The sequence below is a fragment of the Lysobacter sp. Soil_C_15 genome (assembly GCF_057657315.1).
Map to the genome: position 1 here is coordinate 25,762 of NZ_JBDGIR010000006.1, position 12,280 is coordinate 38,041.

Consider the following 12,280-nt stretch of genomic DNA (forward strand, 5'->3'; position numbering starts at 1 on the left):
CGGTTCCGGAACGGGGCGCGCGGCGGCTCAGGCGGCCAGCGGACGCGCGCCGTGGTGGGCGTAGAGTCGTTCGACCGCTTCCGGCGGCAGGTGCCCGCGCAGATTGGAAGCGGCCTCATGGGTGGTGCGCGGCAGCAGCAGCCGCGACCAGTCGGCCAGGCCGGGGTCGCGGCGTTCGGCCCACAGCCGCAACTCGGTGCGGCCGCGCCGGTCGAGCAGGTCGAACAGCAGGTGATCGTCGTCGCTGGCGCGCAGCGCCGCGTCGAGTTCGGCGCTGAGCTGGGCGCCGAGCTGAGCCTGGACCTTGCCGTCCCAGACCAGGCTGTCGAGCGCCAGCAGGTAGCTGTTGTCCAGCGCCTGCTTGAGCCGGCGCACCGGCTCGCGCCGGACTTCGGAGCGGATCGCCGGCGCGTAGGCGAGCGCGCCGAGGTCGCGCACCAGCCGGTTCATGCGCTGGCGCGGCCAACGCCGCGCGGCGGCGCCGAAACCGTCGCCGGGTTGCGGCGCCAGCAGCGCCGGCGCGTCGGCGGCGAGCCAGCGCGCGACCAGGCGGCGGCCGAGCGCGCTGCCGCGCGCGTGGTCGAGCAGTTCCGGCGCGAGCGCGTCCTCGCCGACGCCGATCCAGCTCGGATCGACTTCGGCCAGGATCGTCTTCAGCGCCGTCGCGCTCATCCGTTCCATACCCCGCTGCGGGCGTTGCTGACCGGCTCGGCGGCGGCGCCGAAGCGCGAACGCATGCGGGCCAGGAAGAACGCGGCGATGGCCAGCAGCACCAGCACCGCGCCGCCGATGATGACCGCGCTGAGGTCGATCGAGCCGAGCACGGCCGCGAACGGCCCGCCGCTCTGATGCACCTTGGGCGGCGCGGTCACGGTGAAGAACTTCACCGTCACCTTGTTGACGTCGTCCAGACCCTCGACGCTGTCCTTGACGAACACTTTGATGTCGGTCTCGCGGTCGCGCAGGCTCTGGCCCGGGCGCTCGAACACCAGCACCGAAGCCGAAGAGTCCTGGACGTTGCCGCCGAGCGGATCGCGGTCCGGCAGGGCGATGTGCACGCGCGCCTCGACCACTCCGTCGATGCGCGAAAGCGTGCGCGAGAGTTCCTGCGACAGGCCGTAGAGGTAGCGCGCCTTTTCTTCCAGCGCGGAGGAGGCGAAGCCCTCCTTCTTGAACACCTCGCCGAGCGAGCGGTACTGGGCGCGCGGCAGGCCGCGCGAGTTCAGCACCTGCATCGCGTACGGAATGTCGCCGCGATTGACCATGACCTCCCAGCCGGTCTTGCTCGGCGAGGGGTCCTTTTCGGCGGGGATGCCGGCGTCCAGCAACGCCGCCATCAGTTCGTTCGCCTGCTGCTCGTCCAACTGGCTGTACAGCGTGGTGCGCGTGCAGCCGATCATCAGCAGGCAGGCCAGCAGGGCCGCCACGACTCGTACCGCGTTGAAGCCTGAGGCCCTACCCATGCATCCCCCGTTGGATGACGAATTACGACTGCTGACGGAACAGCTGCTGGATGCCGTCCGAGGTGCGATTGGCGACGTTCGAGGTGAGCTGCGAGGTGAACATGAACTGGTGGCAGCGCATGGTCATCTGGATCATCTCGCCCGGCGTCAGGTCCGCGGCGTTGGCCGACATGGTCTTGGACATGGCGTCGATCTTGTCGGCGCCGCCGTTGAGGTTGTCGAGCGCGGCGAGCACGGCGCGCGTGCCCTGCGAGGGCTCGGTGGCGCCGGTCGCGGCGGTCTGGGCGCTGCCGCCCTGCGCGGCCGGCGAGGCGCCGCGGTCGAACGCGGCGGCGAACTCGCGTACGTCGTACGCCGAGGCCTGCGGCGACTGGGCCGGCGAGGCCGCGGCCGGCTGAGCGGCGGGAGCCGCGACTTGAATGGCTTCGATCATGGCCCTGTTCTCCTGAAACGTGGGGTCCGAACGAACAAAAAACGAAACGACGCTCGACGCTGCAGCCGTCGCCCGCCCCGCACCACCGCCGACGCCCGGGTCCGAGGACCCGGGTGCCGTTCCGGCAGGCTGCGGCGACGTCGGGCCGCGAGGCGCCGATATCAGCCGCTGCGCGAGGCCAGCGTCTTCAGCGAATCGCCGACGCTGTTCTGCGAGGTGGCGGCGTTGTTGGAGATGAACTGCATGCGCAGGCTTTCCGCGGTCAGCGCGACCATGCTCGAGGGCTGGTCGTTGCCGCCGCCGATCTGGCCGGACAGGTCGGTGATGCGCGCGGCCTGCGAGTCCAGGGTGGCGCCCCAGGCCTTGGACATGGCCTCGTACCAGCTGCCGCCGCCACCGCCGCCGACGGCACCGCCGCCGCCGCCGCGCGACACGCTGACGTTGTTGGAGTTGTTGGCGTTGGCGATGAACGTGTTCACCAGGCCGTTGGCGGGGTTAACCGTGTTGTTGCTCATTGACGTCTCTCCTGCGGAGTGCGGCGAGGCCGCTGAATGGCGTGGAACTACGGATGGATGTTGCCGAGCCTAATGAAACCGGTTCGTGAGTCGCGAAACCACCTAGTGAAAACCCTGGGTTCCCCTAGCGCCGGGTCGCGGCCGGCTTGGCCGGCGCTTCGGCGACCGCGGCCGCAGCCGCGGCGGGCTTGGCAGGCGGCGCCTGAACCGGGCTCGCGGCGGCGGCCGGCGACGCCGTCGCCGGCGTAGCGGCGGGCGCAGCAGCGGTGCCGCTCGGCGCCGGCGCGGCCGCGGCCTCGCTCGCGGGCGCCGCAGCGGCGGCCAGCTCGGCCGCGGTCAGCGGCTTGGCCTTGATCTCCTCGGCCAGGTTGTTCAGCTTGTTCATCGCCCAGACCTTGACCCCGATTCCCATCAGGTTGCGGCCGTCGGGCAGGGTATCGCCGACCTCGTACTTGTTGCCGTCGACGTCGACCACGTGCGGCGAATCGCCGCGCACGATCTGCACGATCCGGGTCGGCTCGCTGCTGATCGGCTTCTTGGCCGGCTCGGGCAGGCTCGGCCCGGCCGCGGGCTGGTCGGACAGATTGCGCGGGATCACCCGGCGCACGCCGTTGACGTCGCGCATCGCGCGCGAGGCCACCGCGCGCCGGAACGCCTCTTCGTCTTCGAAGCGGCCGGCGACTTCGACGTCGCCGTTGCCCAGGTATTTGGTTTCGGTGCTCAGGCCCTGGCTGCGCAGCACCTCGCGCACGTCGGCGGCGATGTCGTCGCCGGTGCGCAGGTCCAGGCGCGCGGCGACGTTGTCGGTGGCCAGGCGCTTGCGGATCATCTCGCGGGTGGCGGCGTCCTTGACCGTGCCGGTCACCACCACGCTGCCGTCCTCGTGTTCGACCACCCGGCCGCCGAGGATCGAGAACTCCTTGATCAGCGGGGTGGCCAGTTCGGTCGCGGTGGGTTCCTTCTCGAAACCCGGCATCACCGCCGCGGCGATCGCCACCGACACCAGCGACAGCGCGGCCAGGCCGGCGATCAGCGGCAGATGGCGCATCGACGAGCGCGGCGGGCGGGCGGCGTCGCTGAGGTGCTGCGGCAGGATCGCGGCCCAGGCCGGATCCTCGGCGGCGCCGACCGCGAGCGAGGCGCCGCCCAGGTCGACGCGCTGCATCGCGCTGAGTTCGGCCGGGTCGCCCGGGGTCAGGGACTGGCCGTCGATCTGCAAAGGCGCGTCGACCGCGCGCAGCGAGATCGTCCCGCCCATGCGCATGATGAACGCGTGGTGCGGAGCGACGCCGGGGTCGGACAGGACGATGTCGCAGTCGCTGCCACTGCCGATCAACAGGGTTTCCTGCGCCGACAACGGCCGGCTGGCGCCGGCGTGCAGGCCGGAGACGATGCGCAGCACGCTCACCGCGGGCGCGGCGGCGGGGCGCGGCTCGCGGCCGGCGTCGATGGTGGGTTCGGTGTTCGGGTCGGGGGAAGACATGGCGGACTCCTACTCGGCGCCGCCGTCGCAGGCGGCGCAGCGTGCCGGGACGCGCGAGGCGCGCGGGACTGCCGGCCGAAGATGGACACGGAGGGCTGCGCGGCGCTGGAGGGGACGGCTGGGCATCGTCGGGGCTCCGTCAGGCGTTGACCTGGCCCGCCTGCACGATCCGCAGGTCGGGCGCGAGTTCCTGGTAGGACAACACCGGCAGTTCGAAGAAATCGATCTCCAGCAGCTTGCGCAGATGGCGGCGAACGTCCAGTGAACACAGCAGCACCGGCTTGACCCCGTCGGCCTGGCGGCCCAGGTGCGAACGCACCTCGGCGCCGAGCCGGCCGGCCAGCTCGGGCGAGATCGCCAGCTGGGTCGCGCCGCCGGTGACGCGCACCGACTGGCGCAGGCGATCCTCCAGTTCGGGATGGATCAGCAGCACCTGCATGGTGCGTTCGCCGTCGGCGTAGCGGTCGGCGATTTCGCGCTTGAGCGCGACCCGCACGTATTCGGTCAGCAGGACCACGTCCTTCTCGCGCCCGCCGACGTCGGTGATCGCCTCGAACGCGTCGCGCAGGTTGCGGATCGGCACGCCCTCCTCGACCAGCCGGCGCAGCACGTCGGCGACCCGCTGCGGCGCGACCACGCGCAGCATTTCCTTGACCAGGTCGGGGTAGTCGCGCTGCATGCGCCCGAACAGGTTGGAGGTTTCCTGGATGCCGATGAAGCTGCCCATGCGCCGTTCCAGCGCCGCGCGGCAATGCTCGATCACCGTGCTCAGGCCGTCGCGGATGTCGCCGCCGGTCTGGCCGGTCCATTCGCCGGCCAGCGGCGGGAAGAACCCGGCCAGCTTGGGCGCGTTGGCGTCACCGGCGCGGGCCGGGCGGAACTGCGCGTTCGGCGACAGCCGGCCGAAGGCGATGCGCGCGCCGAACGCGGTCAGGCGGTAGCCGCCCAGGCCGTCGCCGTTGTCCAGCTCGGCGGCGATGCGCAGGCTCGGCACCGGCAGCGGCACGCCGTATTCATCGCGCAGCCGGCGCGCGACTTCGACCAGGCGGGTGCGCGCGGCGGTCTCGCCGAACGCGGCCGCCAGCGACGGCGACAGCTCCAGCTGCAACGGCGCCGGCGGCGCGACTTCGTCCTGGTTGACCGGCTTCTCGTCGAGCGCGAGCTCGCCCTCGGGCACCTTGAACGCGCGCCGCAGCACCGCGTGGTGATGGCGGTAGCGCCAGGCGGCGATGCCGAGCAGCACCAGCGACAGCAACAGGAACACCGGCTTGGGGAAGCCCGGCACGAACACCATGCCGAACGCCAGGCAGCCGGTGATCAGCAGCACGCGCGGCTGGCCGGAGACCTGGCGGGTGATCGACTCGCCGAGGTGGCGGTCGTCCTCGTCGCCGGCGGTGCGGGTCACCACCAGGCCGGCGGCGATCGTGGCGAGGATGGCCGGGATCTGCGAGACCAGGCCGTCGCCGATGGTCAGGATGCTGTAGGTGTGGGTCGCGTCGCTGAGCGGCATGCCCTTCTGCAGCACGCCGATCGCCAGGCCGCCGAGCAGGTTGATGATGATGATGACGATGCCGGCGATGGCGTCGCCCTTGACGAACTTCATCGCGCCGTCGAGGCTGCCGTGCAGTTGGCTCTCCACTTCCAGCAGGCGGCGCTTGCGCTTGGCCTCGTCCTTGTCGATCAGGCCGGCGCGCAGGTCCGAGTCGATCGACAGCTGCTTGCCGGGCATGGCGTCGAGGGTGAAGCGCGCGGCGACCTCGGCCACGCGCTCGGCGCCCTTGGCGATGACGATGAACTGGACCACGGTGATGATCAGGAACACCACGAAGCCGACCACCAGGTTGCCGCCGGCGACCAGGCTGCCGAAGGTCTCGACGATGTGGCCGCCGTTGGCTTCGAGCAGGATCGAGCGGGTGATCGCGATCGACAGCGACAGGCGGAACAGCGTGGTCAGCAGCAGCACGCTGGGAAAGCTGGAGAACGCGACCGGGGTCGGGATGTACAGGGCGATCAGCAGCAGGCCGAAGCCGATCGCGATGTTGACCGCGACCAGGGTGTCGATGATCGCCAGCGGCAGCGGCAGGATCATCACCCCGATGATGGTCACCGCGGCCGCGGCCAGGACCACGTCGCTGTAGCCCGCGCGGCGACGCGGCTGGGTGCCGGGCGGTGCGGCGATCAACGAGCTCAGCAATGCGCGCATTCGGTCAGCCCCGGACCCTGGCGGTGGAGACGGCGACGATCGTGGCGGGGCCGTGCGGGCGCGCAGACGGGGACGCGCCAGCCCGCGGGGTCTGGCCGCGGCTGGCGATCGGAAGGAAGTCGACCCTGTCTCGAACGGTGAAAGCAGTCACTGCTTTGTCACGTATCCCTGAGCACCCATGCATGGCGCCTGTCCTCAACACGATCCCGGTTCGGACGGCCGATACTAAGTGCTGTTTGTCATCATTTGTATGAACGAGATGCGATTTGTACGACTTGCGCACAATCACGCTGACTTGTTCACGTACGGCTACATTCGCGCGCATTCATGGTTATTTTTGTGAGCGCGTGCGCAATTGCGTCACCGCGTTCGACTAACGTAGGGTCCGGTTGGTCACGATTCGGGTTCGGCCCCGGACGAGGCCTGTTCCGCGTTGCGATCCGGGGCTGGTCCGGCATCGGCCGCCGCCGGAGCGATGTCGGCGGGGTCGAGTTCGGCGATCAGGTTCGGCGATTGCCCGCCGACGCCGATCGCCAGGGCGCGGCCGCTGCGCGTGCGCAGCACCACGATGCGTTCGCGCGGGCCGACCGGCAGCACCTGCAGGATCGTTAACGGCGCATCGCGCGCGGTCAGGCCATGGCGCTTGCGCAGGTAGTACAGGACCGCGACCAGGCCGACCAGGACCACCGCCACTGGCAGCATGATCGACAGCAGTTCGAAGAAGAACGACGGCGGTTCGGCAGGGCTCGCGGGTTTGGCGGCAGGCGCCGCCGCGGCCGGCAACGGCCAGACGGCCAGGGCGATGCAAAGGCGTAGCAGCGGGCGCGACAGGAAAGGGATGGGCATGACGAGTCGGGACGGAACCGGAACAGGGAATGCGCGGCCGACGTCGCCGCGGCGCCATACCGTAGCAGCCCGCAGCGCCGCCGCCACCTTCGTCGCGTTTCACGCCGCGCAGCGCCGGCCCGGGACAATGATGTGAGCATGGTCACGACTTCCTTCCAATCCACCGGCCCGCGCGCCGCGCCGTCCGCACCGGCCCAGGCCGGCCTGCTCGAAGCGGTGCCGTTCGCCTGCGCCCTGTTCGGCGCCGACGGCGGCCTGCTCGCCGGCAATGCGCGCTACCGCGAGGAGTTCGGCGAATTGCCCGAGCACGGCCGGCGCGAGGCCCTGCTCGCGCGCCTGCATGGCGGCGGCGAGGACGAGGCCGCGCGCGAGGTGCGCGCGCCGCACAGCGGCCGCTGGTACGCCCTGCACTGGGGCCGCGCCGAGCACCAGGGCGCGCCGGCGCAGGTGCTGACCGCGATCGACATCAGCGAACGCATCGAGACCCTGGACTCGCACAAGACCCGCCAGGAGAAACTTCTGTTCACCTCGCGCCTGATGTCGGTCGGCGAGATGGCCGCGACCCTGGCGCACGAGTTGAACCAGCCGCTCGCGGCGATCATGAATTACTTGAACGGCAGTCTGCGCCTGGTCGAGCAGGCCGGCGGCCCGGTCCAGGTCGAGCGCGCCCTGCAGGCCGCGCGCACCCAGGCCGAGCACGCCAGCGCGGTGATCGCGCGGGTGCGCGAATTCGTGCGCGCGCGCGAGCCGCGCCGCGACGCCCACGATCTGGGCCAGATCGCCGCGACCGTGCTCGAGCTGCTGCGGCTGGAGGCCGAGCGCCTGCAGTTGCGCATCGACCTGGGCCTGCCGGCGCAGCTGGCGCCGGTGTTCGCCGACCGGGTGATGATCGAGCAGGTGCTGCTGAACCTGGTCAAGAACGCGATCGAGGCGATGCGCGACATCCCGACCGCGCAGCGCGAGCTGCGCATCGACGCGCGCATGAACCTCGACGACCAGGTCGAGGTGCGGGTGTCCGACCGCGGCGCCGGGCTCAGCCCGGCCGAGCAGGACCAGCTGTTCTCGCCGTTCTTCACCACCAAGACCGACGGCCTGGGCATCGGCCTGGCGATCTGCCGCTCGATCGTCGAGTACCACCAGGGCCGGCTGTTCTTCGAACCGCGCGAAGGCGGCGGCAGCGTGTTCGGCTTCACCCTGCCGCGCTACGAGGCCCGCAATTGATGGCCTGGGTTGCGCCTTCGGCTACGGGCATGACAAAGGTCACGACCGCCGCCCCGGCCTGTCGGGTTATATCGTCGCGCCCGGATCCGCTCCGCGCGCCGGACCGGCCTCGGCCTGGATGCGCGCACCGCCGATGACGCCGATGACCCCGTCCCGCGCCCCGCTCGTCCCCGCCGCCGGCTCCGCCGGGCGCGCGGGCGCGCGCCGCGCGCGCCGCCGGGGCGCGAGGATTCGCCCATGACCGAAGCTCGGATCTACCTGATCGACGACAACGACGGCTTCCGCGAGTCGACCGCCTGGCTGCTGGAAACCGCCGGATTCGAAGTGCTGGCCTACCCTTCGGGCCCGGCGTTCCTGGAGAGCTTCGCCGGCGAACGCCAGGGCGGCGGCGGCGCGCAGTGCATCGTCAGCGACATCCGCATGCCGCTGATGAGCGGGCTGCAGCTGCAGGAGGAGCTGCGCCGGCGCGGCATCGCCCTGCCGCTAGTGTTCGTGACCGCGCACGGCGACGTGCCGCTGGCGGTCGAGGCGATGCGCAAGGGCGCGTCCAACTTCCTCGAGAAGCCGTTCAGCGACGACACCCTGATCGACGCGCTGCGCACCGCGATGGCCCACGCCCGCCAGCACGCCGGCGCCGACGGCGGCGACGACCGCCTGTCCCGGCTCAGCCCGCGCGAGCGCCAGGTCATGGACCTGGTGGTGGCGAGCAAGCCGAACAAGATCATCGCCGACGTACTCGGCATCAGCGTCAAGACCGTGGAACTGCATCGATCGAACATGATGAACAAACTCGGGGTACGCTCGCTGCCCGAACTGATGAAGGTGGCGCTGGGACATGGTTGAGACGAGCGAAGCGATCGCGCCCGCCGCGCATCCCGCCGCCGCGCCGGTGCGCGGGCGCCTGCCGGCGCTGCACCCCTGGCAGGCCGAAGCCCTGCGCGACGTGTTCGCGCTGCGCCAGCGCTGGCCGACCCGCGACGGCGCCTGGCTGCAGTTCGTGCCGGCGCAGCCGGTGCACGGCGAGGTCTTCACCCTGGAAGGCGACGGCGCGCGGATCAAGCTGCATTTCGAGAGCAGCCTGAGCCAGGAGGCCGACACCGGCCTGCACTGGAGCGATTACCAGGGCCGCTCGCGCCTGCTGGCCTGGAGCCTGGCCCACGAGGCGCAGCTGATGAAGCTCAGCCAGGCCATCGACGTGGCGCTGATCCCGGTCGCCGACGACAACGACCCGATTCGCGCCGCCCATGCCGAAGCCGAGGCCGAGCTCGACGGGCTGTGGCTGGCGTTCGCGATCGCCGATCCCTCCGGCCAGCACCTGCTCAGCCGCGGCACCCTGCGCCTGCCGGTGAACTGGGTCGGCCAGTTGCTGTCGCGCTCGGACATCGTCGAATCGGCCCAGGACCCCAACGCGCTGGCGCGCTGGGGCGACCTGCCGGTGCCGGTCGCGCTGCGCTGGAACGGCCCGCAGCTGCGCTACGACCATTTCCGCCAGTTGCGTCCGGGCGACGTGCTGGTGATCGGCAACGCCCAGCGCCCGCCGCCGGTGCAGGCGCACGTGCCCGGCTACGCCTGGCCGGTGAGCGCGAACGCCGACGGCTGGCGCATCGACGGCCCGCCCTTGACCCTTGCCACGCACCAGGAGACTTCCGCGATGTCCGACACCGAGTCCGCCGCCCCCGAGTCCGCGGAACCCACTGCGCCCGACGTGCCGGTCCGGCTCGACTTCGACCTCGGCCGGCTGGAATGCAAATACCAGGAGCTGTCGGGCTTCCAGCCCGGCTACGTGTTCGCCCTGCCCTCGCGGCTGGAAGGCGCGAACGTGGTGATCCGCGCCAACGGCCGCGACGCCGGGCGCGGCGAGATCGTCGCGGTCGGCGACACCCTGGGCGTGCGGCTGATCGGCTGGAGCTGACCGATGGATTTCAGTTCGTTCTCGCCGGCGCTGGTGCTGGTGACGGTGGTCAGCCTGGCGCTGGCCCCGTTCGTCGCGGTCATGGTGACCTCGTTCACCAAGATCGTGGTCGTGCTGAGCCTGCTGCGCAACGCGCTGGGCCTGCAGCAGGTGCCGCCGAACGTGGTCATCAACGGCCTGGCGATCGTGCTGTCGATCTACGTGATGTATCCGGTGATCCTGGAAACCCACGACGCGATCAACGCGCGCATCAGCGGCCAGCCGGCGGCGAGCGCGACCCAGGGCCAGCCGCCGGGCACCGGCGCGCCGCCCGCGGCGACTGCAGCGCCGACCGCAGCCGCCCCCGCCGGCGCAGCGCCCGCGGCCGCACCGGCCAGCGCGGCCGCGCCGGGCGCAACCGCGCCGGGCGCGCTGGCCGCCAACACCAGCGTCGGCTTCAGCACCACCGCCACCCCGGTCGCCGCGCCGCCTGCCGCTCCGGCCGCGGCCGCCGGCGCGAGCAAGCCGCCCTCGGCCCTGCTCAGCTCCGGCGGCAAGATGGACACCGCGCGCCTGCTGGCGCTGATGGACGCCGGCAAGGAACCGCTGCGCAAGTTCCTGATCAAGCACTCCAGCGACGCCGAGCGCGCGTTCTTCCTGCGCAGCGCCCAGCGCCTGCTGCCGCCGGCCGCGCGCAGCGACATCTCGGTCAACGACTTCATCGTGGTGATCCCGGCCTTCACCGTCAGCGAGCTCACCGCCGCGTTCCAGATCGGCTTCCTGATCTTCCTGCCGTTCCTGATCATCGACCTGGTGGTGTCCAACATCCTGCTCTCGCTGGGCATGATGATGCTGTCCCCGACCACCGTCTCGCTGCCGTTCAAGCTGCTGCTGTTCGTGCTGATCGGCGGCTGGGCCAAGCTGGTGCATGGCCTGGTGCTCACCTATGGCGGGTGAGCGCACCCAGCCGGGACTCGGGATTCGGGACTGGGGACTCGCAAGAGCGGCGGCGCCGCGCTTGTCGGTTTCATCCCCAGTCCCGCGCGTCCCCGGCCTCCGAGTCCCGAGTCCCGAACCCCGAGTCCCGAACCATGGGTGACATGCTAGAACTCACCAAACAGGCCCTGTGGCTGACCCTGCTGTTGTCGGGTCCGCCGGTGGTGGCCGCGGCCGTGGTGGGCCTGGTGGTGGCCTTCATCCAGGCCGCGACCCAGTTGCAGGAGCAGACCTTCGCCTACGCGATCAAGTTCGCGGTGATCGTGGTGACCTTGTTCGTCACCGCGTCGATGATCGGCGGCACCCTGTACACCTTCGCCGACCGCATCTTCATCGACTTCCCGGGCCTGGTCCGGCACTGAGGCGCGGCAGGCGATGAATTTCGATTCGGTCGGCAACGTCCTGCTCGCGCTCGGGCTGGTGCTGCCGCGGGTGATCGGCGCGTTCATGATGTTGCCGCTGCTGACCTCGGAGAACATGCCGCCGCTGGTGCGCAACAGCTTCATGGTCAGCCTGGCGATCATCGCCATTCCGGTGGCGATGAACGGCGTGCCGCTCAATACCCTGGGCACCTTCGCCTGGGCGCCGATCATCCTCAAGGAGCTGTTCATCGGGGTCGCGATCGGCTTCTGCTTCGGCATGGTGTTCTGGGCGATCAGCGCCGCCGGCAACATCATCGACACCCAGGTCGGCATGACCCTGGCGCAGGTGTTCGACCCGATCCAGGGTCACCAGGCCTCGCTGCACGGCAGCTTCCTGTCGCAGTTCGCGGCCTGGCTGTTCATGGCCAGCGGCGCCTTCCTGGTGTTCCTCGACCTGCTGCTGTCGAGCTACGCGATGTGGCCGGTGACCACCTACTTCCCGACCCTGCACGCGGTCGGCATGGAGTTGTTCGTCGGTCAGTTCAGCTATCTGATGACCGCCCTGCTGGTGCTGGCCGCGCCGGCGATGGTGGTGCTGCTGCTGATCGACCTGTCGTTCGGCCTGGTCAACCGCTTCGCCCCGCAGCTCAACGTCTTCACCATCACCATGCCGATCAAGGCCTGGCTGGCGACCTGGATCATCCTGCTGATGCTCGGCGTCTACGTCGAGATCGTGCTGGATCGCCTGGCCGACAACCGCGGCTTGCTGGATGCGCTGAATCGCGTGTTCGGCGGCTGAGGCTGGGATTCGGGACTCGGGTTCGGGATTCGGGATTCGGGATTCGGGATTCGGGATTCGGCGGAGCG

The 12,280-nt window shown here is 70.6% G+C and carries 13 protein-coding genes; 6 read left to right on the forward strand and 7 right to left on the reverse strand.

Features of this window, described 5'->3' with window-relative positions; genetic code table 11:
• Positions 1 to 27: 27 nt before the first annotated feature.
• The 7 genes from AC3A57_RS14975 to AC3A57_RS15005 all read right to left on the reverse strand — a co-directional run bounded on the left by AC3A57_RS14975 (position 28) and on the right by AC3A57_RS15005 (position 6,943).
• A complete protein-coding gene (locus AC3A57_RS14975) occupies positions 28 to 672 on the reverse strand; it encodes a hypothetical protein (RefSeq protein ID WP_221670884.1) in 645 nt (214 codons plus the stop codon).
• The gene (sctJ, locus tag AC3A57_RS14980) at positions 669 to 1,463 is read right to left on the reverse strand and encodes a type III secretion system inner membrane ring lipoprotein SctJ (protein WP_487579641.1); all 795 of its coding nucleotides are present in this window, start codon (positions 1,461 to 1,463) and stop codon (positions 669 to 671) included. Before sctJ ends, AC3A57_RS14975 begins: the two co-directional genes overlap by 4 nt.
• A 22-nt stretch (positions 1,464 to 1,485) precedes the next feature.
• The gene (locus tag AC3A57_RS14985) at positions 1,486 to 1,896 is read right to left on the reverse strand and encodes an EscF/YscF/HrpA family type III secretion system needle major subunit (protein WP_221670882.1); all 411 of its coding nucleotides are present in this window, start codon (positions 1,894 to 1,896) and stop codon (positions 1,486 to 1,488) included.
• A 161-nt stretch (positions 1,897 to 2,057) separates the two neighbouring features.
• Positions 2,058 to 2,411 (reverse strand): hypothetical protein, encoded by a 354-nt coding sequence (locus AC3A57_RS14990; protein ID WP_487579642.1) that lies wholly within the window; start codon positions 2,409 to 2,411, stop codon positions 2,058 to 2,060.
• Positions 2,412 to 2,535: 124 nt separating this feature from the next.
• Complete coding sequence (gene sctD, locus AC3A57_RS14995; protein ID WP_487579643.1) at positions 2,536 to 3,894, reverse strand: type III secretion system inner membrane ring subunit SctD; 1,359 nt, start codon at positions 3,892 to 3,894, stop codon at positions 2,536 to 2,538.
• Positions 3,895 to 4,033: 139 nt separating this feature from the next.
• A complete protein-coding gene (locus tag AC3A57_RS15000; RefSeq protein ID WP_487579644.1) occupies positions 4,034 to 6,097 on the reverse strand; it encodes an FHIPEP family type III secretion protein in 2,064 nt (687 codons plus the stop codon).
• Between the two features lie 393 nt (positions 6,098 to 6,490).
• The gene (locus AC3A57_RS15005) at positions 6,491 to 6,943 is read right to left on the reverse strand and encodes a flagellar biosynthetic protein FliO (protein WP_487579645.1); all 453 of its coding nucleotides are present in this window, start codon (positions 6,941 to 6,943) and stop codon (positions 6,491 to 6,493) included.
• 138 nt (positions 6,944 to 7,081) lie between these two features.
• Between AC3A57_RS15005 and AC3A57_RS15010 the strand changes: the two genes are divergently transcribed.
• The 6 genes from AC3A57_RS15010 (at position 7,082) to sctT (ending at position 12,212) form a co-directional block, all read left to right on the forward strand.
• Positions 7,082 to 8,164, forward strand: coding sequence for a sensor histidine kinase (locus AC3A57_RS15010; RefSeq protein WP_487579646.1), 1,083 nt, complete (start codon positions 7,082 to 7,084; stop codon positions 8,162 to 8,164).
• A 237-nt stretch (positions 8,165 to 8,401) separates the two neighbouring features.
• On the forward strand, positions 8,402 to 9,007 hold the full coding sequence (locus AC3A57_RS15015; protein WP_487579647.1) for a response regulator transcription factor: 606 nt from the start codon (positions 8,402 to 8,404) through the stop codon (positions 9,005 to 9,007).
• On the forward strand, positions 9,000 to 10,076 hold the full coding sequence (gene sctQ / locus AC3A57_RS15020; protein WP_487579648.1) for a type III secretion system cytoplasmic ring protein SctQ: 1,077 nt from the start codon (positions 9,000 to 9,002) through the stop codon (positions 10,074 to 10,076). Before AC3A57_RS15015 ends, sctQ begins: the two co-directional genes overlap by 8 nt.
• A 3-nt stretch (positions 10,077 to 10,079) precedes the next feature.
• Entirely contained in the window at positions 10,080 to 11,012 is a 933-nt protein-coding gene (locus AC3A57_RS15025; protein ID WP_487579649.1) for a hypothetical protein, read from the forward strand.
• Between the two features lie 134 nt (positions 11,013 to 11,146).
• On the forward strand, positions 11,147 to 11,413 hold the full coding sequence (gene sctS, locus AC3A57_RS15030; protein ID WP_064748015.1) for a type III secretion system export apparatus subunit SctS: 267 nt from the start codon (positions 11,147 to 11,149) through the stop codon (positions 11,411 to 11,413).
• 13 nt (positions 11,414 to 11,426) lie between these two features.
• Positions 11,427 to 12,212, forward strand: a complete 786-nt coding sequence (gene sctT, locus AC3A57_RS15035) for a type III secretion system export apparatus subunit SctT (RefSeq protein ID WP_487579650.1) — start codon at positions 11,427 to 11,429, stop codon at positions 12,210 to 12,212.
• Positions 12,213 to 12,280: the final 68 nt, after the last annotated feature.